Origin of the sequence: Marinomonas piezotolerans, from assembly GCF_003362755.1 — a bacterium.
Lineage (GTDB): Bacteria > Pseudomonadota > Gammaproteobacteria > Pseudomonadales > Marinomonadaceae > Marinomonas > Marinomonas piezotolerans.
In genome coordinates this window covers 158663-182653 of record NZ_QKRA01000001.1, presented here as the reverse complement: position 1 = coordinate 182653, position 23991 = coordinate 158663, and the positions used below count along the sequence as shown (strand labels likewise).

The 23991-nt window shown below is 45.8% G+C and carries 22 protein-coding genes; 13 read left to right on the top strand and 9 right to left on the bottom strand.

Features of this window, described 5'->3' with window-relative positions; all coding sequences use genetic code 11:
• Positions 1 to 9: 9 nt before the first annotated feature.
• Positions 10 to 810, bottom strand: coding sequence for an IclR family transcriptional regulator domain-containing protein (locus DN730_RS00780; protein WP_115466789.1), 801 nt, complete (start codon positions 808 to 810; stop codon positions 10 to 12).
• Positions 811 to 996: 186 nt separating this feature from the next.
• Between DN730_RS00780 and DN730_RS00775 the strand changes: the two genes are divergently transcribed.
• The 13 genes from DN730_RS00775 (at position 997) to DN730_RS00710 (ending at position 16545) form a co-directional block, all read left to right on the top strand.
• On the top strand, positions 997 to 1812 hold the full coding sequence (locus DN730_RS00775) for a CoA transferase subunit A (RefSeq protein WP_115466209.1): 816 nt from the start codon (positions 997 to 999) through the stop codon (positions 1810 to 1812).
• 1 nt (position 1813) lies between these two features.
• The gene (locus tag DN730_RS00770; protein ID WP_115466208.1) at positions 1814 to 2647 is read left to right on the top strand and encodes a CoA-transferase subunit beta; all 834 of its coding nucleotides are present in this window, start codon (positions 1814 to 1816) and stop codon (positions 2645 to 2647) included.
• Positions 2644 to 3855, top strand: a complete 1212-nt coding sequence (pcaF, locus tag DN730_RS00765) for a 3-oxoadipyl-CoA thiolase (protein ID WP_115466207.1) — start codon at positions 2644 to 2646, stop codon at positions 3853 to 3855. The genes DN730_RS00770 and pcaF overlap by 4 nt, the downstream gene beginning before the upstream one ends.
• Entirely contained in the window at positions 3855 to 4625 is a 771-nt protein-coding gene (locus DN730_RS00760; RefSeq protein ID WP_115466206.1) for an alpha/beta fold hydrolase, read from the top strand. The genes pcaF and DN730_RS00760 overlap by 1 nt, the downstream gene beginning before the upstream one ends.
• A 292-nt stretch (positions 4626 to 4917) precedes the next feature.
• Positions 4918 to 6522 (top strand): GMC family oxidoreductase, encoded by a 1605-nt coding sequence (locus DN730_RS00755; RefSeq protein WP_115466205.1) that lies wholly within the window; start codon positions 4918 to 4920, stop codon positions 6520 to 6522.
• Positions 6523 to 6536: 14 nt separating this feature from the next.
• Entirely contained in the window at positions 6537 to 8018 is a 1482-nt protein-coding gene (locus tag DN730_RS00750; protein ID WP_115466204.1) for an NAD-dependent phenylacetaldehyde dehydrogenase, read from the top strand.
• 165 nt (positions 8019 to 8183) lie between these two features.
• On the top strand, positions 8184 to 9083 hold the full coding sequence (gene feaR / locus DN730_RS00745; protein WP_115466203.1) for a transcriptional regulator FeaR: 900 nt from the start codon (positions 8184 to 8186) through the stop codon (positions 9081 to 9083).
• A gap of 322 nt (positions 9084 to 9405) precedes the next feature.
• On the top strand, positions 9406 to 10545 hold the full coding sequence (locus tag DN730_RS00740) for an ornithine cyclodeaminase family protein (protein ID WP_115466202.1): 1140 nt from the start codon (positions 9406 to 9408) through the stop codon (positions 10543 to 10545).
• A gap of 60 nt (positions 10546 to 10605) precedes the next feature.
• The gene (locus DN730_RS00735; RefSeq protein WP_115466201.1) at positions 10606 to 11028 is read left to right on the top strand and encodes a RidA family protein; all 423 of its coding nucleotides are present in this window, start codon (positions 10606 to 10608) and stop codon (positions 11026 to 11028) included.
• Positions 11029 to 11049: 21 nt separating this feature from the next.
• A complete protein-coding gene (locus tag DN730_RS00730) occupies positions 11050 to 12345 on the top strand; it encodes an NAD(P)/FAD-dependent oxidoreductase (protein WP_115466200.1) in 1296 nt (431 codons plus the stop codon).
• A gap of 24 nt (positions 12346 to 12369) precedes the next feature.
• A complete protein-coding gene (locus DN730_RS00725; protein ID WP_115466199.1) occupies positions 12370 to 13749 on the top strand; it encodes an APC family permease in 1380 nt (459 codons plus the stop codon).
• 414 nt (positions 13750 to 14163) lie between these two features.
• Positions 14164 to 14997, top strand: coding sequence for a helix-turn-helix domain-containing protein (locus DN730_RS00715; protein ID WP_115466197.1), 834 nt, complete (start codon positions 14164 to 14166; stop codon positions 14995 to 14997).
• A gap of 138 nt (positions 14998 to 15135) precedes the next feature.
• On the top strand, positions 15136 to 16545 hold the full coding sequence (locus DN730_RS00710) for an aldehyde dehydrogenase family protein (RefSeq protein ID WP_115466196.1): 1410 nt from the start codon (positions 15136 to 15138) through the stop codon (positions 16543 to 16545).
• Between the two features lie 56 nt (positions 16546 to 16601).
• Here the strand turns inward: DN730_RS00710 and DN730_RS00705 are convergent, their stop codons facing one another.
• The 8 genes from DN730_RS00705 to DN730_RS00670 form a co-directional block, all read right to left on the bottom strand.
• Positions 16602 to 17426: a helix-turn-helix domain-containing protein gene (locus DN730_RS00705; RefSeq protein ID WP_115466195.1), complete on the bottom strand. Its 825-nt coding sequence runs from the start codon at positions 17424 to 17426 to the stop codon at positions 16602 to 16604.
• Between the two features lie 246 nt (positions 17427 to 17672).
• Positions 17673 to 18962, bottom strand: a complete 1290-nt coding sequence (locus DN730_RS00700) for an amidase (protein WP_115466194.1) — start codon at positions 18960 to 18962, stop codon at positions 17673 to 17675.
• A 296-nt stretch (positions 18963 to 19258) separates the two neighbouring features.
• Positions 19259 to 19762, bottom strand: coding sequence for a flavin reductase (locus DN730_RS00695; RefSeq protein WP_115466193.1), 504 nt, complete (start codon positions 19760 to 19762; stop codon positions 19259 to 19261).
• A 28-nt stretch (positions 19763 to 19790) separates the two neighbouring features.
• Positions 19791 to 20744, bottom strand: a complete 954-nt coding sequence (locus DN730_RS00690; RefSeq protein WP_115466192.1) for a PDR/VanB family oxidoreductase — start codon at positions 20742 to 20744, stop codon at positions 19791 to 19793.
• An 86-nt stretch (positions 20745 to 20830) separates the two neighbouring features.
• Positions 20831 to 21586, bottom strand: coding sequence for an SDR family NAD(P)-dependent oxidoreductase (locus DN730_RS00685; protein ID WP_115466191.1), 756 nt, complete (start codon positions 21584 to 21586; stop codon positions 20831 to 20833).
• Positions 21587 to 21619: 33 nt separating this feature from the next.
• Positions 21620 to 22102 carry an aromatic-ring-hydroxylating dioxygenase subunit beta gene (locus tag DN730_RS00680; RefSeq protein WP_115466190.1) on the bottom strand — a complete coding sequence of 161 codons (483 nt, stop codon included), beginning with the start codon at positions 22100 to 22102 and terminating at the stop codon, positions 21620 to 21622.
• Position 22103: 1 nt separating this feature from the next.
• Positions 22104 to 23393, bottom strand: a complete 1290-nt coding sequence (locus DN730_RS00675; RefSeq protein WP_115466189.1) for an aromatic ring-hydroxylating oxygenase subunit alpha — start codon at positions 23391 to 23393, stop codon at positions 22104 to 22106.
• Positions 23394 to 23446: 53 nt separating this feature from the next.
• A complete protein-coding gene (locus tag DN730_RS00670) occupies positions 23447 to 23965 on the bottom strand; it encodes a nuclear transport factor 2 family protein (RefSeq protein ID WP_115466188.1) in 519 nt (172 codons plus the stop codon).
• Positions 23966 to 23991: the final 26 nt, after the last annotated feature.

Below are 23991 nucleotides of genomic sequence, written 5' to 3'. Positions count from 1 at the left end.
CACCATCGATTATTTCGTATGCAGTCGAATCTGTTCCGCGGCGTCTTGCAGTACTGGCAAACACTCTTCTATCAAAGTTTGATGGCTGACACGCGATGCATTGGTACTCAGGTTGATTGCACCAAGCAAGGTTCCATCAAACGTAAAAGCAGGCACGGCTAATGATCGCAAACCAAGATCTAACTCCTGATCGACCACACAATAGTTTTGTTCATTCACACGACTAAGTTCATGCTCCAAAACCAACTTATCGGTAATGCTGTGCTGCGTATAGGCATTCAGAGAGATATTGTTTAGCCACTCGTTTTGTTCGTCTGTTGGCAACTTAGCTACCAACATACGCCCCATCGACGTATACGCGGCTGGCAACCGAGTGCCAGCACTTAGCGTGATAGACATCAAACGATGGGCGGCAGGCGAGCGGACGACATACATGATGTCCTGATTATCCAACACGGCAAGCGACGAAGACTCGCCTAATCGCGCGGTTATATCATGTAAATAGTGCTCTACTACTTTGAGATGATCATTACTAACATTGTAAGCATAACTTAGAGAAAGCACTTTAGGCGTTAGCATAAACTTGCGCCCTTCTCGTTTAATATATCCCAACGCATGTAGAGTGAGTAGGAAACGTCGGGCTTTGGCCCTATCCATGCCAGTTTGCTCAGCCACCTCGGACAGTGTCATCTCTTTGTGCTGTGGGTCGAATGACATAATTACATCCAACCCTGAAGCCAATGCACCCACATAATCACGATGATCCGGTGACAGCTTTTCCTCACTCATACCCAGTTTTCTCATTACCATTAATAACCCCGCCATTATTTCTGATTCGTTACACGCCTACCAGAGGCGATGCGCCTTTTCATTCCATTTTTTGTCCAAGTCAAGATAAAAAAGACAAATTATCAATTTTGACTTGACCGAGAAACTTGGATTGTTTTATCTTGTTCGCATTACAAACTTATATTCGTATAACGAACAGGATACATTATGACTAAGTTTATGACACTAAAAGACGCTGTCGCGACCTATATCAAAGATGGTGACACCATTGCTCTTGAAGGTTTCACCCACCTAATTCCTTTCGCTGCTGGGCATGAAATCATCCGTCAGAAAAAGCGTGACCTGTCTCTCATTCGCATGACGCCAGATCTGATTTATGACCAATTAGTCGGTGCTGGTTGTGTACGCAAACTGACGTTCTCTTGGGGCGGAAACCCAGGTGTTGGCTCTCTTCACCGCGTTCGTGATGCCATTGAGCATGATTACCCTTGTAAATTGGAAACGGTTGAACACAGTCATGCCGCGATGGCCAATGCTTATGAAGCCGGTGCCGCTGGCCTACCGCTTGCCGTTTTTCGCGGCTACGTGGGCAGTGAGTTACCAGACGTCAATAAAGAAATTGCCACCATTACCTGCCCTTTCACAGGCGAGCAGCTGGCTGCCATCCCAGCCATCAAGCCTGATGTGGGCGTTATTCATGCTCAAAAAGCAGACCGAGCAGGCAATGTGTTGATCGAAGGAATTATTGGCGTTCAGAAAGAAGTGGTTCTGTCAGCTAAAAACAGCATCGTTACCGTTGAAGAGATTGTCGATGATTTGAATGTCACACCAAACGCTTGCGTTTTGCCAGCTTGGACAGTCGATGCGATTGCAGTCGTGCCAGAAGGCGCGAAACCTTCTTATACGCTTGGTTACTACGATAGAGACAACAATTACTACAAACAATGGGACAACATCAGTCGTGATAGAGACACGTTCAACCAATGGTTGGAATCCCATGTGTTTGGTGAAGGAGAGGCTTAATATGACTACACATAACGATTCAGTCGAATACACTTCCGCTGAGATGATGACCATTACCGCAGCGCGCGCTTTACGCAATGACATGACTTGTTTTGTCGGGATTGGGCTGCCAAGTGAAGCGGCCAACGTAGCACGCTTGACGCACGCGCCAGACGTGACCTTGATCTACGAATCAGGCACGTTACAAACCAAGCCCGATGTGTTGCCATTATCGATTGGTGATGGTGAACTGTGCGAGTCGGCACTGGCGACCGTTTCTGTTCCAGAAATGTTCCGTTATTGGCTACAAGGCGGACACATCGATGTCGGCTTTTTGGGTACCGCACAGATTGACCGTTTCGCGAACTTAAATACGACCGTCATCGCAGCCAATCATCCTGACAGCGGTAAAAGTGGCGCACACAGTTATGCCAACCCTAAAGTCCGCTTACCTGGTGGCGGTGGAGCCCCTGAAATCTCTACCAATGCGAAAGAAGTCTTTATTACCGTTAAACATTCAAAACGCACGTTTGTAAAAGACGTAGATTTCATTACTACCGTAGGTTTTGGCCGCGATGGTAAAGGTCGCGATAATCGCCCGACCATTGGTCGAGGACCAAGCGTAGTAATTACTGATCTTTGTATTTTGAGACCTGATCCTGAGACCAAAGAACTGATTGTAACGAGCCTACACCCTGGCACTACAAAAGAAGATGTTATTGAAGCGACGGGTTGGGAAATCAAATTTGCCGACACGCTTGAAGACACACCTGCGCCAAGCGAAAAAGAGCTGACGATATTACGTGAGCTGAAAGCGCGAACAGCAAAAGCACACAGTGCGCAGGGGGCAAAATGACTTCTGTTTACATTTGTCATCCTAAACGTTCGGCCGTTGGCCGTTATGCAGGGTCACTAGCTGCTGTCCGTCCAGACGATATGCTGGCTCAAGTCATTCAAGCTGTCCTCAAAGACGCGCCAGATCTTGACCCTGCTGCCATTGATGACGCTATTTTTGGCTGTGCCAACCAATCTGGTGAAGACAATCGGAACGTGGCGCGCATGGCCACTCTTCTATCCGGAATGCCCTATAGCGTATCCGCGACAACAATAAACCGCTTATGTGGATCCGGAATGGACGCGGTAGGCGCTGCGTTTCGTGCCATTCAAGCGGGCGAAGCTGACTTGATGCTCGCTGGTGGTGTTGAGTCCATGTCGCGTGCGCCATTCGTGATGGGAAAACCAAACGCGGCGTTCGACAGACAACAAACACTCGAAGACACCACCATGGGTTGGCGCTTTATTAACCCTGTTTTGAAAGGGTTGTATGGCACTGAAACCATGCCAGAAACGGCAGAAAACCTTGCAGAGCGCTACAACATAACACGCGAGCAGCAAGACCAATTCGCATTGCGCTCTCAGCAAAAAGCCAAAGCGGCGCAGGAAGAAGGTCGTTTTGCAGAAGAAATCACGCCCATCACGATCCAACCTAAGCGCGGCGATCTGATTGTGGTGGATCAAGACGAGCACATACGCCCGAATACCACCTTGGAAGACTTAGCCAAACTGAAAGCTCCGTTTCGTAAGAATGGTTCAGTAACAGCGGGCAATGCTTCTGGCATCAACGATGGTGCTGCCGCAATGTTAATTGCTAATGAAGAAGCGGTTAAAAACCACAAGTTAGAACCGTTAGCAAAAATCATCGGCATGGCGACCGCTGGTGTTGAGCCAACCGTAATGGGAATCGGTCCTGTACCTGCGGTTAAGAAATTATTGAAGCGCACTGGCCTTTCTCTTGCCGATATGGATGTCATCGAATTAAATGAAGCCTTCGCGGTACAAGGGTTAGCCTGCATGCAAGAGTTGGGACTAGCCGCTGATGACGAACGCATTAATCCTAATGGTGGCGCAATCGCTCTTGGACATCCATTAGGTATGTCAGGTGCTCGCCTATTACAATCCGCCGCGATGCAATTAAAACGCACGGGCGGACGCTATGCCCTGTGCACCATGTGTATTGGCGTTGGTCAAGGTATAGCCATGCTGATCGAACGGAGCGACATGTAATGAAGAAGTTATTTTTTACCTTTGAAGGCGATAGTCATAAACCGGTAATAGTTCTTGGCCATCCTTTGGGTATGAACAGCCGAGTTTGGGATGGGCTCATGCCCGAACTATTGAAGCAATATCGAGTGATTCGCTGGGATCTGCCAGGGCATGGACTAAGTGACTCTCTTGAACCAAGTGCTTCTCCGTTAGCAGCCAATGCATTGGTCAGTCCGTTGATTGAAAAATGCGATGAACTGGGTATCGAGAAATTCCACTATGTTGGAACGTCCATTGGCGGCATGATTGGCCAGCAACTAGTGACTCAATACCCAGAGCGTTTGTTAAGCGCCACGTTAACCAATACTGGAGCCAAAATTGGCAGCAAAGAGGCGTGGCTCACACGCCAAAAAGATGTCATGGACCAAGGGTTGGAGAAGATGGCCGCGACCTTGGTAGTACGCTGGTTTAGTGAGCACAGCATTCAAACCAACCCATCCTTGGCAGGCTTTTGGCAGAAGCAATTAGCTCAAGTAGATGATTACAGCTATGGTGCACTCTGTGAATGGCTCGGCAATATGGATCTTACCGAAGATCTAGGGCCTTGTTCGTTGCCCGTTACATTAATTTGTGGTGAAAAGGATGTCGCAACCACACCCGAATTAATGCAAACACTTGCTTCGTTAATGCACGTTAAAACGCTAGAAATCATCAATAACGTTGGCCATGTGCCATCGGTTGAATCGCCTAATGAGCTGATAGCTCTGCTTAACAGTTCATTAGCGAATTAGTGTTTAGTTGGCCTGGGGGGGACTGCCCTCCCCCTTGGGCCTTCTTCCTTCAAAAGAGCCAACCGGCTCAAAACAGTTACAAAAAAACCGCTTACATACGCCACCAACAAGTTGTTTTTGATGCGCTGAAACGCCTCGTAATCCACCCTCTCATACCGCTTCCTACTACTTAAAACCTAACCGCTAAAAATGGCAAAGAGTGACATTCTTTTGGCACCGATTGCCAAGCCTCTCTTACCTCTGCGGTGTTTAATGAAAAGTCATAATAAAAGCATAAGGAGAGGAACATCTAATGAAAGAGTTTGATTACATTATCGCTGGCGCAGGGTCCGCGGGTTGTGTCGTCGCAGCACGTCTAATCGAAGCCAACGCAGGATCCGTCCTGTTACTAGAAGCCGGTGAAAAAGACAGCAGTTTATTTCATAAAATCCCCGCTACGGTTGTGAAAGTTTTCCAACAAAAATCTTGGCCTTACATGACACTCCCGCAAACGGAGTGTGGTAACCGTGAAATGCTCATCGCACAAGGTAAAGTCTTGGGTGGAGGTAGTTCAGTAAACGGCATGATCTATATTCGTGGGCAAAAAGAAGACTACGATGATTGGAAAAGCGTCTGGGGATGCGAAGGTTGGGGCTATGAGGATGTGTTACCGTTTTTCAAACGAGCCGAAGCTAATGAAAGCCTTGGTGACACCTATCATGGCGAGAACGGTGCCGTTCCCGTCAGTGAAAACCGATATCGTCATCCATTAACACAAACGTGTATTCGCGCATGTCAGCAAATGGGCCTGCCTTACACCAATGACTTTAATGGCGCATCACAAGAAGGCACAGGTTTTTATCAAACCACCACAAAAAATGGCGAACGTGCGAGCACCGCGCAAACTTACCTTAAATCCGTAATCAATAATCCGAACCTAACGGTTTTGACCGATGCCCTCGTTCACAAGGTAGATATCGATGGCGATGTTGCCAAAGGGGTTGTTTATTCAATCAAAGACGGAGAAGCGATTACGGCCAAAGCGCGCAAAGAAGTGATCATTAGTTCTGGTGCGTTTGGCAGCCCGAAAATTCTTATGCTGTCTGGCATTGGCCCAGCGGAACACCTAAAAGCGATGGGCATTGAACCGAAGATAGATCTTCCTGTAGGTAAGAACTTCCACGATCACCAGCACATGTCGATCAATGCGACCACGAAAGAAGACATCAGTATTTTCAATGAAGATAAAGGCTTATCGGCCATGAAACATATGATGCAGTGGATGACAACTCGCTCTGGCCTACTCACCAGTAACATTCTAGAAGGCGGTGCCTTTATTGATAGTGAAAATGTGGGCCGCCCTGACATTCAATTCCACTTCCTTCCGTTGCTCGATAATTTTGACAACACCCCTGGCGAAAAGCCCGAAGCAGAAGGTCATGGTGTTTCGATCAAAGTAGGTCATTTACGCTCTAAATCCCGTGGAGAAGTTCGTCTAAAGTCGAATAATCCAAAAGACTTGGTCGAGATTGACGCTCAAATTTTGTCTCACCCTGATGATGTGAAAAACCAAATTCGCGCGGTTCAAATGGGTCTAAAAGCCATGGATCAGCCCGCGCTAAAAAGCATTATCAAAAAAGTGGTGGAGCCAAACAATATTGCCATCGATGACACAGATGCATTGGAAACCTTTGTACGCCAAAACATCAAAACCGTCTACCACCCAGGTGGAACCTGCAAGCTAGGCTCGTCTAATAGTGACTCCGTCATTGACTTAGAGCTGAAAGTTCACGGCACTAAAAACCTTCGCGTCGTAGATCTCTCTATTTGTCCGCAAGTGCCAAGTGGTAACACCAACGCCGTCGCCATGATGATTGGCGAACGTGGTGCGCACTTCACACTAAATTCTTCCAATTAAGGAGCGATAACACTATGTCAGACATTCCATTATTAGATGCTACCCAAGCTTTTTTGAAACAAGACCAAGGCCAATTCATTAATGGTCAAACAAAAGCCTCTAGCGATAACACCTTCGATGTTATTAACCCTTCTACGGAAGCCGTTATTGCGAAAATCCACAGTGCAACCACTGAAGAAGTCGAGGCAGCTATTGAGTCCTCTTATCAAGCTTTTAAAGGCACTTGGGGGAAAACGGCGCCTTATGCGCGCGGTGTTGTCCTCAATAAATTGGCCGATTTGATTGAGCAAAACGGTGAAGAAATTGCACAACTAGAAACCTTGTGCAGCGGCAAATCCATCCACCTTTCGCGCATGTTTGAAGTGCAACAGAGTGCTATGTTTTTACGCTACTTCGCTGGCTGGAGCACCAAAATAAATGGTGAAACCATGACGCCGTCGTTCCCTTCTATGCAAGGTGAAGAATACAGTGCCTTCACTCGCAGAGAAGCCATTGGCGTGGTTGCTGGTATTTTACCTTGGAACTTTTCAGTGATGATTGCCTGTTGGAAAATCGGTGCAGCACTTTGTACTGGTTGTACCATTGTCCTCAAACCAAGCGAGTTCACACCGCTGACTATTCTGCGCATTGCTGAATTAGCCAAAGAAGCGGGCGTACCAGATGGCGTTCTGAACATAGTCAATGGTAAAGGCGATGTGGGTAGCCAGCTTATTCAGCACGCTAAAGTTCGTAAAGTCTCTTTTACTGGCTCTGTCGAGACAGGCAAAAAAATTAGCGCAACTGCCTCTGCTGATCTGACTCGCTGCACGTTAGAGCTGGGCGGCAAAAACACCGCTGCGATTTTAAAAGATGCGGATATTGATCGTGTTGTCGGCGGGCTTTTCCAGTTAGGGTACATCCATCAAGGCCAAGTCTGTGCCGCACCAGAGCGTGTTTATGTGCACTCATCTCGTATTGAGGAATTAACCACTAAACTCGCCCAAACGTTAAGCGAAGCCAAAATTGGCTCTCCACTAGATGAAAGCGTTTATTTCGGTCCGCTCTCTAACGAACCGCAATTCAAAAAAGTATGCGAATACTTAGACGTAGCGCACAAAGAAAGTCGCGTGTTACACGGCGGTAAAGCCATTGCGGGTAAGGGTTTCTTTGTTGAACCTACGATAGTGCAAGCGTCCAGTGTCGATGAAACGCTCATGCAAGAAGAGACATTTGGCCCAATTATCAGCTTTATGCCCTATGAAGACGAAGATGAGCTTATTGATTTAATCAATAACACGCCTTTTGGTTTAAGTAGCAGTATTTGGACGAATAACTTATCCCAAGCAATGCGTATGATCCCCAAAATCGAATCTGGTACAGTTTGGGTCAACATGCATTCTATTCTTGACCCTTCCGTACCATTTGGGGGCACAAAACAATCTGGTGTCGGCCGAGAGTTTGGTCGTGAGTTCATTAATGACTACACCGAAGTCAAATCCGTCATCATGTGCTACTAAAACTAGGGAGTTTCCTGTAAAAGACTAGTACTTGACATCATGTGAATTTAGTTGGAACAATACTTGCTAAAAAAGTTTACATTTCAACTAAATTCGCATGACTCTTTAGGCTCTTATCATCAATAAGTCGAGAACCCAAAGAGCCTTGCATAAAGGGAGAAAGAAATGCTCGACTTAGACCTCTGGGAACATTCGGTTCATTCTATTTGTGGCAATTTCGACACTCAGCCACATCGTAATCTCCCCTTTATCGGCAATATGAGACTCGACAATCATAACGGTTTAGAGATTGCTCATATCGCGACGAATGCAGAAAAGATCATCCGTTCTAAGTCTACCTGCCAAGACGACAAACACTATTTTGTCATCCTACAAAAGAAAGGTTCTATGGGCTTCTCTTGGTCAAACGATAACGATCTATTGCTACCGGGCGAAATCGCCCTGATTGATTCGTCGCTGCCTTACGACATGCACCCTCAAGGTCTCATTGAACAAATGTCAGTGCATTTACCCAAAGCACATGTCGACACGCTATTTTCTAAACACGCCCAACATCGTATTACCAAAATTCGTCAAAATCGTTCCAGTAGTCAAATATTAGCGACGATGCTGCGTCAATTGGCGAATACAGACACGAATCATTGTTCGCTTCAAGAGGATGGGCAAGCGCTACAAGAGGCAATCAGTGCGTTAATCAAACCTTCTCTTGAGCCACTGATGAGCGATTCCGCCTCGTCGATTAGAGAGCAAGCTAAACAGCATATTTTGCGGCTTTTATCCGATGAAAACCTCAGCCCAGATTACATTGCGAAAAAGATGAATATCTCCAAACGGTCCCTTTATCGACTCTTTTCAGAAGAAGACCTGACTGTCGCCCAGTTTATTTTGCAAATGCGTATTGAGAAATGCTGTGAAGACTTAAACGCCGCCGACGCGATGGAATATCCGTTATCCATAACCGAAGTGGCCTATCGCTGGGGCTTTTCTGACGCATCACAATTGTCTCGCGCCTTTAAACGGGTGAAAGGTGTATCACCAAGCCAGTGGCGACAAAACCAGTCATAACGTGCGACGAGCACAATGCCCAGCTCTGTACCGTAAACACAGTGTTTGAGACGATCATACATGTACATTCGTCAATGCATTGCGCTCGTTCTGTCCCCCCTCAATCGTTTTCATTTCCAATCCCCACCAATTATTGAACACTTGTTCTGCAAGAACTTGCGTTCGATGTCGCGAAAGTCCAATACGCATTAAAACTAGAGGACTAGCATGAATACCATGATCAATCCTGATGAAGATTTTTTTTACTGAGTACCCCCCTCATTAATAAAAACAGACATCAGGAGGAGGCAAAAAATAACAATTAACTATCTTGGAGTATTCTATGACTGACTCTACAAAAATCGATTTTATCTACCTTTCTGAACCAGACATGATTAAAGCGGGTGTCACAGATATGGCAGGCTGTGTAGACACCATGGAAGAGATGTTTCAACTTCTCTACAAAGGTGATTATCGTATGGCAGGGCCAAACAGCGACTCTCATGGCGCAATGATCACCTTCCCTGAAGAGCCTGAATTCGAAACCATGCCAAAGCACTCCCCTGATCGCCGTTTAATGGCGATGCCAGCATACTTGGGCGGCAACTTTCAAACATGTGGTGTGAAATGGTATGGCTCTAACATTGCCAACCGCGAAAAAGGCTTACCTCGTTCGATCCTAATGTTTACTTTGAACGATGCTGATACAGGTGCTCCGTTGGCACATATGTCAGCAAACTTACTGTCAGCCTACCGTACTGGCGCTGTACCAGGCGTTGGTGCTCGTCACTTGGCTCGTAAAGATTCCAAAGTCATTGGTCTACTTGGACCTGGCGTTATGGGTAAAACCTCTGTCGCTGCTTTTATGGCGGTATGCCCAGAGCTGGATACGATTAAAATCAAAGGTCGTAGTCAGAAAAGCCTTGATAACTTCATTGCATGGCTAAAAGACACCTACCCTCAAATTTCTAACATCCAAATCGTTGACACTCTAGAAGATGTCGTTCGCGATGCAGACATCGTGACTTACTGTAACTCTGGTGAGACAGGTGACGTGTCTGCTTACCCAGAAGTTAAACGTGAGTGGGTAAAACCCGGCGCGTACCTTTCAATGCCCGCTTACTGTCGCCTAGACGAAGCCATGGAACAAGACGACGTTAGAAAAGTGGTGGATAACCCTGGCCTATACGAAGCATGGTATGAAGAAGTCCCTAAACCAGCGCATAAATACATTCCAGTTATCGGTGTGCGTTTTATGGACATGATTGCCGCAGGCGAAATGACAGAAGATCAGCTTGAAGACCTAGGCAAAATCACCGCAGGTGACGCGCCTGGCCGTCAAAACGACGAAGAAATCATCATCCTATCCGTAGGCGGTCTACCCGTTGAGGATGTTGCTTGGGGCACACAAATTTACCGCAATGCCCTCAAGAACAACATCGGCGTGAAGTTGAATCTCTGGGAAACCCCTGAATTATTCTAAATTCTAGAGTGCCACTTCACTGCAGGTGGCACTCAATTCGAACAAAATTGAGAGGCAAAAATGACCACCATAAAAAAAGTAAAAACAGGCTCTAAATTCGAAGAAATTGGTAGCTACTCCCGCCTTGTTGCTGTGGACAATTGGATCTACGTTTCAAACACCGCTGGACGCAACCCAGAGACAAAAGAAATCCCTGAAGACATTATCGAGCAAACAGAGCAAGTGTTTAAAAACATCGAAGCGGCCTTGGCTTCTGTCGATTCCTCTTTGGGTGATGTAGTGATGTCTCGTGTATTCATTCAAAACCCAGAAGACACGCACGCAGTAATGACCTTCATTGGCTCCAAATTTAAAGGCATTGACCCTGCTACAACCGTTACTTGCCCTCCGTTGGGTTCGACTGTTTATAAAGTAGAAATCGAAGTAACGGCTTATCGCAATGCATCAAACATCGATGTTGAGCAGATAACAATTTCTCAATAGTTTGATAACCGGAATTGCGATATGACTATCACTCTCGAAAAATTCGATACGCCAAACGATCTTCCGGCCTCAACGGCCGTTGTTATTATCGGTGGCGGTATTGTTGGCGTCACCGCAGCATTGACTTTAGCTGAACGAAACATCCCAGTCGTTCTAATTGAGAAAGGACATATTGCAGGCGAGCAGTCTTCAAGAAACTTGGGCTGGATACGCAAAACCAGCCGCCATTTTGAAGATGTCCCGATGGCAATGGCAGCCGATCAATTATGGAAAGAGATGCCCAATCGTGTTGGGCATGATTTAGGCTATAAGCAAGATGGCATACTTTTTCTAGCGAGCTCAGATGAACAAATGAGCATGCATGAGAATTGGCTAAAATCCGTGGAATCGCTAAATCTAGATTCTAGAATGCTAAGTCCTAAAGAAATTGACGATAAAGTGCCTGGCGGAAAAGGTAATTGGAAAGGCGGTATCTACACTCCTTCTGATGGTCGTGCAGAACCTTCCATTGCAGCGCCAACGATTGCCAAAGCAGCCATAGCCAAAGGCGCTATCATTGTTCAGGATTGTGCTGTTCGCATGCTCTCCACATCAGGAGGAAAAGTCAGCGGTGTGATCACTGAAAAAGGTGAGATCCGTTGTGAACAAGTACTGCTTGCGAGTGGCGCTTGGTCAAGACGCTTTTTAGGCAACCACGGTATTTCTCTTCCGACATTACCGTTGATTTGTTCTGTGATGCGTACCAAAGCGATGGAAGGCCCTACCGACATTGCCGTGGGCGGCCCAGACTTTTCATTCAGAAAACATAAAGATGGCGGCTTCATTGTGACCCAGCGCGGTGCCTTGGATGCCCCGATCACGCTTGATCACCTTACCATTGGTTGGCGGTACTTAACGCAATTACGCGCACAGCGTAGTTTCTTACGTATTTCCTTCGGAAGCCATTTCTTTAAAGATCTGGCCATGAAACGAAAATGGGGTGGCGAAAGTAAAACGCCTTTCGAAGATATCAGAACATTAAACCCTAAACATAACCCGAGTTTAAACAATGAGGCGATGACCAATCTACGGAATGCATGGCCAGTATTCAATCAAGCAGAACAAGAAGAAGCATGGGCGGGTGTCATCGATATTACGCCTGATTCGAACCCTGTGATTGATCGTGTGGCCGACCTTCCTGGACTGACTATAGCGACGGGCTTTTCCGGCCACGGCTTTGGTACAGGCCCAGCAGCAGGACAGTTAGCCGCTGACATTGTGTTGAACTCAAATCCCCTTATCGATCCCCGACCATATCGGTTCGATCGTCTTAAATAAAAAAAATAATCGAGGAACATTAAAATGAGCAATCTTAGTGAGCCAAATGCATCGCATTTAACCAATAGCAAGAAGCTTGGTTTCATAAGCATGATGGGCATCTGTATTGGGCTAGTAATCGCGCAAGGCGGGATGATCTCAGGTCTACAAGGTATTGGCATCGGCGGTACCACCTTTGTTGCAGCGTTACTGGCTGCATTTCTTATTGCGCAGTTTAATGCAATGAGTTTTGCAGAGTTGTCTTTGATGTTCCCTCAAGAGGGGACGTTGGCAACCTACACGCAAAAGGCTATCGGCCATTTCCCTGCAATCGTCGCGGTATTTTCTGGCTATGTCATTGTGGCAACGCTGGCTGTGCCGGTTGAGTTATTCCTAGTAGACGCCATGCTAGGGCAATTATTCCCAGGTGGATACATAGAGAAATCAGCCCCTCTACTTATCTTAGTAATACTGACCATCACCAACTTGGTGGGTGCAGACGTGTTTTCCAAAGTACAAAACCTTTTGGCATTTGCGTTGATCAGTGCGCTTGTCATTCTGGGTCTTGCTGCCGTGACCGGTGCGAGTGAGCCTCACCCGGCTCTGACGGGCGCTACGGTTGATTGGGGAATGGGTGGCGTCATGGACGGTAGCTTTATTGGTCTCATTGCACTGGCTATGTGGCTAATGGTAGGCGTTGAGTTCATTTGCCCAATGGTCAATGAAGTGAAAAACCCTGAAAAGAACATTCCACGTGCGATGCACTGGTCTCTAGTGTTGATCTTAGTAGTGTTCTTATTGTTCATTTATGGCGCAAGCATGTACATGAACGCGGAAGCTCTAACGACTTCGCCGATCCCTTACCTTGACTATGCGCAAGCTGTATTTGGGCAAAGTGGCCTATTGATCGCAACCATCATTGGTTTGACGGCTGCGTGCAGCTCTGTGAACACACTTCTCGCGGCTATTCCAAGAATGCTTCATGGTATGGCAGTGCAAAAACAAGTGTTTCCACAGCTAAAAGCGGAAAATCGATACAACACGCCTTGGGTTGGCATCATCATGCTGGCAGTGTTTATGGCGATTCCTTACTTGGTGTTCAGCATCGACTACTTGATCATCCTAGTGATTGCAGCGACGACAAGTTGGTTACTGGCTTACATCGTGACACACATTAATGTGATGGTATTGCGTCGTCGTTACCCTGACTATGTACGCCCGTACAAAACGCCATTCTACCCATTACCACAGGTCATCGGTATCATCGCCATGGTGTACGTAGCGCTTAACAACTCGCCATCTCCTGAAATGATAAATACCGTTTTTTCCATTACAGGTAGCATGCTGTTAGTGGTCGGTATCATTGCCGCACTATGGGTAAAACTGTACATGAAACGTGGTCTGTTTACGCCAGATATGGATTAGCAAGGTAGTCCCTAAGTATCAAGGGTTACGCTGCCCTTGATGCTTAGATCGACTCACTCACGTGCAGCGAGTGTTTACGCACTCGTTGCCACGTCTAATCTGATGCTAGGAGCGCAACGTGATACCATGAGTGGCAACGAATTCGAGTTAAAAATCAGCCAAGAGCGCCTGACTCAAGGTATAAAATTGAAATCATCTAAATATTTTAAAATCTCTGGCCCTACTCAGATCCATTCGCTTTGATTTAATAATTCAATTAGATCAATCAGTAACCGCTAAAATAGCTCATCTAAGCACCTCAAAGACCGCCATTCGAAGCCTCGATCTTTACGGAATAGCGATAATCTGCCGTTTCTTACAATACAAACGTCGCTCTATGTATTTTAATTAAAAGAAAAATTTTAAGGAGTGGCTATGAACAAAGTATCTAAAGATCTTAGTATTGCGAATATTCGCTCTAAACAACCATGGTTTGTATTCTGTTCCGCTGGCGAATACTCGGTCAAGATTTCCAGTGTTCCATTTATCTCGCATTTCTACAGCTTTGAAGCGAAAGCTTCGGTAGATGTAACGAATGTCATTCCAGATGGCTGTATTGATATTTTATTTGATTGCGACAGCTCTAAGCCGTCTGCAATTGTCTGCGGAACAACTCTTGAAGCTCAAAGTGTCGATTTCATCCATCAGCATCGCTACTTTGGTGTTCGAATGTCGCCCGCTTGCATTCCAAATTTTCTCGACATTTCTGCGTCTGATCTCGTTAATCAGAGACCTAGCTTCGATGAAACGACACACAGTATCAGCGATGTATTCGAAAATATTGTCAGTCAAGGCTGCTTTACCAACCAAGTTGATATCTTTTCAGATTTTCTGATTAAGTTTGGCATCAGAAATCATTCGACTCTCACCCAAGAAGTCATTGCTCATATTTTCCATTTAAAAGGCGATGTACAGATCACCAACCTCGAAGCACTAACAGGCTACACGAGCAGAACGATTCAGCGACAATTTATCAATGATACCGGCATTACTCCTAAAGCCTTTTGTCGCATAGTACGTTGTCAATTTGCTATTTATAACATCAACTTAAATACCGAAATCAAGCCATCTGACATTGCCTACAACTTGGGATTCTATGATCAATCTCACTTTTCACGTGAATTCAAATCCTTACTTAAAACAACGCCAAACAGCTATATAAATCATCTGAAAAACAGTACTTACTTAGAAAAAATACGCTTCCATTAAGATTCGCTTTTTGGTGACAACAAATTTATCAATGTCTGATTTTTGCAATACTTTAAAACGCCAATAAACTTAAATGAAATTACTATCGAGATGAACGTAATTTCAAGAAAAATAAAAAACAAATAATGGAGTTTAAAAATGAACAGCTATCACTTGATCAGTAATGGTAAAACAATGTCTACACTTGATTCTTTCAATGTGTACAACCCATCCACTTCAGAGCTTATAGCAGAAGCACCAAAAGCAACGTTAGACGAATTAAACACGATCATTCAAAGTGCTCGTGATGCATTCCCTGCATGGTCCTCTCTGGCCTACTCAGAGCGCCAAAACTACATCAACAAAATTGCTGATGTACTTGAGAAAAATAGCGAAGAGATCGCTGCGATTATCACTAAAGAGCAAGGCAAGCCAATCGGCGCATCGCTTGGTTCGATGTTTGAAATCGGCGGAGCGGTTGCTTGGGCGCGCTATACTGCGTCATTAGAACTGCCTGTTAAAGTACTGCAAGATGACGAAAACGGTCGTGTTGAAATGCATCGCCGTCCATTAGGCGTTGTTGCTTCTATAACACCCTGGAACTGGCCTGTGCTCATTGCTATTTGGCATGTTATTCCTGCACTTCTATCAGGCAACACGGTTGTTTGTAAACCTTCCCCTTACACACCGCTCTCTACTCTTCGTGTGATTGAGCTGATGAACGCTGTGTTACCAAAAGGTGTCATCAATAGTGTTACGGGGGGCGACGAGCTAGGCGCTGCGCTATCGAATCATCCAGACATTAATAAAATTGTTTTCACTGGATCGACCGCGACGGGCAAAAAAGTCATGTCGTCTGCAGCGGAGACGTTAAAACACCTAACACTCGAACTGGGCGGAAATGATGCGGGTATTGTACTCCCAGATTGTGATCCAGAAGCGATTGCACCAGGGTTATTCTGGGGTGCTTTTATCAATAACGGTCAAACGTGTGCGGCAATGAAACGCCTATACGTTCATCGATCCATCTATGACCAAGTCTGCGAGTCATTAACCAACTTTGCCAAAAACATTAAAGTGGGTGATGGCTTTGAAGAAGGCGCGGAACTTGGCCCCGTTCAAAACAAAATGCAGTTTGATATTGTGAATAGCTTGGTTACGCAGTCCGTTGAACAAGGCGGTAAAGTACTGCTAGGTGGACCACTGGAAGATCCTAAAGGGTTATTCTTCCCGATTACATTAGTGGCCGTCGAGGACAATAAAAACCCTCTAGTTCAAAATGAACAGTTTGGTCCAGCTCTGCCGATTATTCCTTTCGATACCGTTGAAGAAGCCATCGCTATGGCGAATGATAACGATGCTGGTCTAGGCGGCTCCGTCTGGTCAACCGATATGGCTAAAGCAAACGATATTGCATCAAAACTGGAGTGCGGAAGCGTTTGGATTAATAAACACGGCGCTGTACAACCGAACTCTCCTTTTGGTGGAACCAAAGCATCAGGACTTGGCGTTGAGTTTGGCGAGGAAGGCTTGTTAGCTTACACAAATATCCAATGTATATTATCGTAAGCTCTTAAGAAGATAAGCAAAGCGGTCACCTAATTCATTTAGGTGACCGCTTTTTTTTAGTGTTGAGTGGTTGAGACGGCGTTTCTTTTTATAACAATATTAGACGTTTGATTGATAAACTGCTTAGGCGTTAAACCAGAAAAGTATTTTACTTCTTTTGATAAATGAGATTCATCATAGTAAGACGATAACGTCAGATCATTCAGGGAAAATGAGTCTTTGCATTCATTAAAAATAATATACTCAATCAAGCTTTGAAATCGAACGACTCTACAGAATTGTTTAGGCGACATGCCAACCGCTTGAGTAAACTTGTCTCTAATAAGACGTTCGCTCGAACCGATATATTCAGATAGGTCAGAGACTTTTAAATTGCCCTTTTCTTCCAAAATTTTATCAATACTATAATCAATAAAATCCATTTTCTGAGGCTCAAAGAAGCCTAAATCAAGTAACCATTTTTGAGTCAGCAAAATACGCTCTTTGAAACTCTTCGCGTGTGTTATCTTCTCTGAAAGCTCACTACCAAAATCATTCAGTCCCGATAACGAAACACCTTTATTAATAAGCTCAGCATAGTGTAAGAAGGACAATCGCCTACTGACTGAAGTCGATAGTCTAATACCATAATAGATTTTGCCGGCGTTAAATTCGATAGATTGAGGCGCTAGAACAGAACCCCAGACGGTGGAGGATGCATTATCTTGATCACAACAAAACTGAATATCCGCACAGCCATCGGCGACGACCTTAGTGTGATCAGTTGACGCGTAGAACTGATAGTATAAAACGGATATGTTTTTGTAGTTAACAATGCATTCTTTGTAATCTTCAAAGTCTGAAGAAAAACAGAATTGAATAGGTATAGAACGATGGCTCATATGAAAACCTTTTTATTATTTTTTTAGTCATATCCAGCTGACGTAAAAATTGGAACTCAGTCTGCTATCCGAGCGATTCTCCTAGTCGTCCTTTTTGGCCCTAATGGCCTAGTGCCCTTGATCTTGCGTTGATTTGAACAAGGGCACCAAAACATTTGAGCGAACTTAATCAGTAAAGATTAACTTTCACTATATATGTAATAGCATAGATTGATATAAATCACACTTTTTTTGTTGCCATTTCACTTAATTAAGCAATTCTTTTAACCAACCCGCGTGACCCAGCAAGGCATCGTCTTCTCGGTACTTTCCGACAAGCTGCAACCCTAGCGGCACTGCATTTTCATCTGTCATGCCAGGTACGTTTATCACTGGCAGCCCCATAGCTTGCCAAGGTCGACTCATATGCGGTGCTCCAGTCGCTCCGTGACCAAGCGGTGCGATATCTGATGCAGCTGGCGCCAGTATCACATCAGCCTCTGGCGCGTGACGCCATAGCCACTCTTGACACGCTTGCGCAGCTTGTAAGGATTCAATATAGGTTGAACGATCCATATTTAAGCCTTGCTCCATTAACGCGGCTAAAGGATCACTGAGTTGATTTTTCTGAAAAGACTCTATGGCCAAATTACGACATACTTCCCAAGCCATGATATTGACGTGATGATTAACCATGTCTTTGATGCGGTTGCCAGCGTCTAACTCAATCACTTTAACACCTTGTGATTTAAGTAATTGGAGCGCTTTCTCAGTGGCGTCTTTCATAGCGCTTGATGTTTCACCCACGCTATCACCGTGACAAACCATGACGCATTTTGGCGCGACCGATTTGTTTTCCGCGATGGAAACAGGTTGACGCAAGAGTATGGCTCTTAAAAACTGAATGTCTTCAACATGGCGTGCGAACAATCCGAGAGAGTCTAGAGATTGGGCCAAGGGTTGACCACCACGCAAGGAGAACTCTCCTCGGCTTCCTACGTAACCAATCGCGCCACAGTATGCCGCTGGGCGAATGACTGACGCTGCGGTTTGAGAACCCAGAGCCATAGGCACCATGTTGTCTGCAATGGCTGCTGCTGAACCACTGGACGATCCACCCGGTGTGCGCTCTAAGTCAGCGGGGTTTTTGGTCTTACCGGGCTTAAAATAAGCAAACTCTGTGGTGACGGTTTTCCCTAATACGATACCACCTGCCGCACGAATTAAGGCGACACACGTCGCGTCTTCCACAGGCTGTCGGCCAACATGGATCGGCGATCCCATTTCTGTGGGCATTTCCTGAGTATCGATAATATCTTTCACACCCAGTGGCAAGCCCTTTAGCAGACTGGCATCAAAAAACGCTTTATTAGCTTGATAGTAGGCAAGATACTCGTCACGAGTACGTTTAATTTGCCATGCGCCAACGTCAGATTCTCGGGCCTCTATGCGATCGAAACACGCATCTATCAACGCTTCGGTGGTACACACGCCCTCTTCTATAGCGCGTAGCATTTGGCACAAGCCCATTTCATTCAGATCGATGTTGTTTTTCATAAATAAACCGCCTACTGGTGCTCTTTAAACGCATCCACGTCTATCGAGTTAAATTAAGAAGCAAGTCAGAAATCAAACATTTTAGTCACGTCACGCAACCGCTGTATGACTACATGATAGGCAGTGAGTACTTCACCGAAAAAATGATTTTGCGTTGCCATCTTCGCCAACGCTAGATCGGCACTTGACCAAAACAATCCTTTGAATTCGGTAAGGCCGACCCATCGGGAAGACGCTTGGAGATCTCGATCCTAAAAAGATGAGTAGTTAGACTTGCTCACTAAGGTGTCTTAGATTTACTTAGCTTGAGCGGCAGACTGCTCATTCAAGCAATGGTATGCTCGATTGAAATACACTAAACCTTGGCCATCTTCGCCCACTTTTGCATCTTTTACGCGGCAATAAAATACCGTATGCGATCCAATTTCATGGCTTTCATGAATTTCACAGTCAAAACTTACCAACGCCTCATCCAACGCAGGCGCGCCCGTTTTCAACGTTGTCCATTCATGTTTAGCAAACCGCTCTTCGCTGTTTAGATCGCGGTTAGCAAAATCCCAAGAAACGCCTTGGTGATGGCTTTGCAATACGTTCACACACAATACGGCATTCTTTTTAAAATGCGGATTAGCGAATGAATTGCGGTTCATACACACCAACAACGTTGGCGGCTCATCGGTCACACTGGTTACCGCCGTAGCAGTAAAACCAAAACGTCCAGCTTCACCATCGGTCGTGATTACGGACACAGCGCCACCCAGTAAAGACATGCCATCGCGGAATAATTTTGTATCTATCATGGTAATCTCCTACCCTTTTTAGGGAGTATTAAATATCAAGGACAAGGCGAGGAGAAAGTGAACGAGAACAACACAAAGTAATTTGGTCGTTGTCTTCTTTCTCTTCTTCCGTTAAGTAAACGTCACGGTGCTCTGGAGTCCCTTCAATCACATCACAAAGGCAAGTACCACATGTCCCCTGCTCGCAGGAAACTTTAACTTTCACACCAGCTGCTTTTAGCGCATCGGCAATACTTTCGTTTTCGCCGACCTGTACCGTAACGCCGCTTTGTTCAGCAACGACCTCAAAGCTCGCACCACCGGTTTCAACCTCGACGTTAAAAAACTCTTTGTGTACGTTGCTATCTGCCATCCCGAGATTTTTTGCTGTGCTAATCACCCAATCCATAAAGCCGTTTGGACCGCACACATAAAGATGGGTGTCGGTATCCGCATCTTTTAAAACGGTTTCCAAATCTAAGCGCTGATCTTCAGAGTCAAAATGCAAATCAACATGACTGGAGAATGAGCACGACGCTAATTCATCTAAGAATCCGCTTGTTTCAGGCGAACGACTGCAATAATGCAATTCAAACGCTTTGTTTTCCGCCTTCAAGGAATACGCCATCGCAATCATTGGCGTGATACCGATACCGCCGCCAATCAATATTGAGCGCTTCGCACTGCTCTCTAACGGAAAATGGTTACGCGGAACACCAATGGTTAACTCGGTACCCTCTTGTAAATTAAGATGGGCGGCAACAGATCCACCACGAGAGTTCGGATCTTTTAAAATACCTAAGCGATAAGCGCTGGTGTCCGCAGGGTCACTACAGAGTGAATACTGACGGATTAGGTCATCACTTAAATGCACATCAACATGCGCACCGGCCTCAAAAGCTGGCAATGCCTCACCATTGAGGCTCGCAAGCTCTAAAGCCATCACACCATCAGTGTGGTTTTCTCGTTTACGAACAACGACTTTCAATAATGTTTCAGACATGCAACTCTCCTCCCGACCCAGGCCGAAGTCGGGACCTTGGTTCACAGATATAACTCAAATAAAACTCGTTAAGCACACAAGGCAGCTTAACGCATAAACAAACCGCCATTGACATCCCACGTTGTTCCGGTGGTGAAGTAGGCTTCTGGACGAGCAAATTGCACGACCATGTCACCAATAAAGTCTGCATCACCCAGTTGTCCAACTGGAATAGCCCCCAACAAGGTTGGTAAACGCTCTTCCGGCACCAATGCGGACACCATAGGCGAATCAATTGGTCCGGGAGCGATGGCGTTTACCGTCACACCTTTGCTAGCAAGCTCTTTGGCAAAGACTTTAGTAACGGTCAAAATACCGCCTTTAGAGGCCGCGTAATGAGCACCCGTTGAAGTGCCTCCATTTTGCCCCGCCAAAGACGACATATTAATAATGCGGCCATAGCCTTGTTCAGCCATGTGTTTACCCAACACCTGGCAACCAACAAACACACCGCCAAGATTGATATTCACCACTTCATTAAACTCTTCTGGGGAAATATCCATGACAGGCGTGGCCTTCGTTACTGCAGCGTTATTAACCGCCACATGCAACGCACCAAATTCAGCTAGGGCAAATTTTAATGCTGCTTCAAAATCGGATTTCTTGGCGATATTCAACTCACAAGCAATGGCGTTTTTCCCGTCAGAATCTAGGGAAAGCGCAGCGGCTTTCGCCGCTTCGCCATTAGCATCCGTTAATACCACACGAAAACCTGCCGCAAACAATCGCGATGCGATATGAAAACCTAGCCCTTGCGCAGCACCGGTTACCAGTGCCACGTTTGATTGTGTAGATTGAGACATTTTTTCGCCCTCTTTTTGGGTCTTGAAAAACCGTTAAAAGATGAAACTTACTGTGCGTAAGAACCCGTCAGCATGCATCAGCTTGACCACTTTACGTTCGATCACAAAGCTGTCGCCGGTAGGCTTCAAGCGGTACTCTACATCAGCCGGATACGACACAAGGTTACCGTGACGCAATTCGTTCAATGTCATCGCGCAGCGAACAACTACACTGTCTGCCGTTTCTTCCAAGATACGTAAGCGGGAAACCATGCGCACCGTACCACTGACCGATCCAGCCGACACAGATTCACCGCTTTCCAAGCGAGCCACACGCATACGGCGCATATCAGCGTCATCTAATGCTAGGTTCAGAGTGTTTTCATAATCCGTTTCGCTGTTGTCGGCAGGTACAATGTATAAACCGTTCTGATCCCAAAGAGACAACCAATCTTGATATTCTTTGTGATCCAATAGATCAGCTTCGTGCCAGATAAATGCCGTTGCTTTGTTAAGCAGGTCTGTATTAATGGTCATCTTATTTCTCCCCTTCGGCAGCCATCATTTGCTTGTATTTTTGGTACGCACCACGCATGCCGGTCTCAGAACACACGGCACCCGCGACATTACCATCTGGAGATGTATGCAAATTCTCCATACCACGGTTAACCAGAATCCAGCCATCTTTACCCGCCATAGATCCTTTCTGAACACGCTCCCACGCTTCACCATCATCAGGTGTTCCGAAGCCCATAGGCCCTTGGAAGTGTTCGTGTAAACGCATGCGCTTACGGTTAAATGGAGCTGGAGCGCCTTCGCCACCTAGAGCAACGTGTTGAATTTCTGTCACCTCAGCGCTTACTGGACGCAATACGCGGAAGAACGCCATTGAACAAGAGACGTTAGGGAATAAGTTCAAGTTGAAGCCAGTACCGTGAGCAGCGCGGACTAGGCGTTTCACTTGCTCTTCGTCTTGACCTTCGTCACGCAATGCTTGCGCAAGATCTTCGAAACGCTCAGGAATCGGTTGGTCTAAGTCGTCTTCTAAATCCACAAGATCAGGGATCATCACCATGACACTGTGACCATGACCTAGGTCTTCTACAAAACCATCGCCATCTAGGAAATCAAAAATGTCCGCCGTGGCATCATCCAACGAGCTGATAAAAGACTTATGGATAATTGGGAAGTGGTAAGCATCCGTGGTGTTTTCAAGCTGGATTTTCCAGTTACCTGGGAAGTTAAAGCGATGCTCGCCCAATACTTTTAATGGGTAACCGCCGCCTTGTTTAACAAACAGATCGATCCATTTTTTCGCGCCACCCAAGAAATCTTCTAGTGGCTCAATGTCGTCTTTAAACGTCGCAAATACCAAGCCTTGATAGGACTCATGACGCAAGCTTTCCAATGGCAAATCGTTTTTATCCAATACACCTTCGTACTCTTCTGCTTTTGGAATCGCACGTAAACCACCGTCTAGACCGTAACCCCAGCCATGGTATGGGCAAGTAAAGGCTTTGGTTTTACCTTTACGGCCTTCACATACCGTTGCACCACGGTGACGACAGCGGTTCAACAAAACATGTAAATTCTTTTTACGGTCACGGCTCAAGATGACAGGGTGACGACCAACAAACGCTGTTTTGAAGCTGCCTGCATCTGGCACTTCACTCTCATGCCCGATATAGACCCAAGTGTTTTGGAACACTTTATCAAGCTCTTCTTCAAAAATTTCTGGGTCTGAATACAACGCTTTGTGGACACGACCCTCTTCCACCATATCGGCCGCTTTTTGACTGATATTCTTTAATTCAATTAATTCGCTCATCTTCTTACTCTCTTTAATCTTTTTGATATAGACCCTATTGCGCTTGCATCCGTTTATTTCGGCACAGGCAACGTGGCGTCATCATTCCAATCTGATACTGGGCGACTGAACAGATTCTCGGTTTGAAAGTGTGCCATTCTCCAAACACCGTCATCGCGGCGGAACGACACACTCAAACGCGCACTGTTCAAATGAGAACCCCCTGCACTAAAGCTCGACACTTGAATCATGTTCCAACTACCGAAAGCCTGATCACCGTCCACACGAATCACTTCGGATGACAGGTAATGCACATTTAAAGAAAAATGTGCTGGCTCAACAGTGTATTTGGACAACATGCCCACAATGGCGTCACGGCCTTCATAGCCACCAAAGCTCTTAGCATAACGGGCACCTTTGCCTTCCCACTTAGCGTCTTCGGTGAACAAATCACCCAATTCATCCAGCGGTGTAGATGGGTTTAGATGATCACACAAGTCCATATAACGATTGATACAAGCACGAATTGCGCGGTCACTTTCTAAGGCATCAACTCGTGCCAATATCGCTTCTAGATCATTCGTGTTTTTCATACTTGTACCCTTCCTATATCGTTAGT

Excerpts from the sequence above, each read along its gene's own strand:
- DN730_RS00695 (WP_115466193.1), bottom strand. The coding sequence starts at position 19,762 with ATGATAGATACAAAATTATTCCGCGATGGCATGTCTTTACTGGGTGGC.
- DN730_RS00775 (WP_115466209.1), top strand. The coding sequence starts at position 997 with ATGACTAAGTTTATGACACTAAAAGACGCTGTCGCGACCTATATCAAA.
- DN730_RS00670 (WP_115466188.1), bottom strand. The coding sequence starts at position 23,965 with ATGAAAAACACGAATGATCTAGAAGCGATATTGGCACGAGTTGATGCC.
- DN730_RS00690 (WP_115466192.1), bottom strand. The coding sequence starts at position 20,744 with ATGTCTGAAACATTATTGAAAGTCGTTGTTCGTAAACGAGAAAACCAC.
- DN730_RS00760 (WP_115466206.1), top strand. The coding sequence starts at position 3,855 with ATGAAGAAGTTATTTTTTACCTTTGAAGGCGATAGTCATAAACCGGTA.
- DN730_RS00780 (WP_115466789.1), bottom strand. The coding sequence starts at position 810 with ATGGTAATGAGAAAACTGGGTATGAGTGAGGAAAAGCTGTCACCGGAT.
- DN730_RS00755 (WP_115466205.1), top strand. The coding sequence starts at position 4,918 with ATGAAAGAGTTTGATTACATTATCGCTGGCGCAGGGTCCGCGGGTTGT.
- DN730_RS00705 (WP_115466195.1), bottom strand. The coding sequence starts at position 17,426 with ATGAGCCATCGTTCTATACCTATTCAATTCTGTTTTTCTTCAGACTTT.
- DN730_RS00700 (WP_115466194.1), bottom strand. The coding sequence starts at position 18,962 with ATGAAAAACAACATCGATCTGAATGAAATGGGCTTGTGCCAAATGCTA.
- feaR (WP_115466203.1), top strand. The coding sequence starts at position 8,184 with ATGCTCGACTTAGACCTCTGGGAACATTCGGTTCATTCTATTTGTGGC.
- DN730_RS00750 (WP_115466204.1), top strand. The coding sequence starts at position 6,537 with ATGTCAGACATTCCATTATTAGATGCTACCCAAGCTTTTTTGAAACAA.
- DN730_RS00730 (WP_115466200.1), top strand. The coding sequence starts at position 11,050 with ATGACTATCACTCTCGAAAAATTCGATACGCCAAACGATCTTCCGGCC.
- DN730_RS00685 (WP_115466191.1), bottom strand. The coding sequence starts at position 21,586 with ATGTCTCAATCTACACAATCAAACGTGGCACTGGTAACCGGTGCTGCG.
- pcaF (WP_115466207.1), top strand. The coding sequence starts at position 2,644 with ATGACTTCTGTTTACATTTGTCATCCTAAACGTTCGGCCGTTGGCCGT.
- DN730_RS00735 (WP_115466201.1), top strand. The coding sequence starts at position 10,606 with ATGACCACCATAAAAAAAGTAAAAACAGGCTCTAAATTCGAAGAAATT.
- DN730_RS00680 (WP_115466190.1), bottom strand. The coding sequence starts at position 22,102 with ATGACCATTAATACAGACCTGCTTAACAAAGCAACGGCATTTATCTGG.
- DN730_RS00740 (WP_115466202.1), top strand. The coding sequence starts at position 9,406 with ATGACTGACTCTACAAAAATCGATTTTATCTACCTTTCTGAACCAGAC.
- DN730_RS00710 (WP_115466196.1), top strand. The coding sequence starts at position 15,136 with ATGAACAGCTATCACTTGATCAGTAATGGTAAAACAATGTCTACACTT.
- DN730_RS00675 (WP_115466189.1), bottom strand. The coding sequence starts at position 23,393 with ATGAGCGAATTAATTGAATTAAAGAATATCAGTCAAAAAGCGGCCGAT.
- DN730_RS00770 (WP_115466208.1), top strand. The coding sequence starts at position 1,814 with ATGACTACACATAACGATTCAGTCGAATACACTTCCGCTGAGATGATG.
- DN730_RS00725 (WP_115466199.1), top strand. The coding sequence starts at position 12,370 with ATGAGCAATCTTAGTGAGCCAAATGCATCGCATTTAACCAATAGCAAG.
- DN730_RS00715 (WP_115466197.1), top strand. The coding sequence starts at position 14,164 with ATGAACAAAGTATCTAAAGATCTTAGTATTGCGAATATTCGCTCTAAA.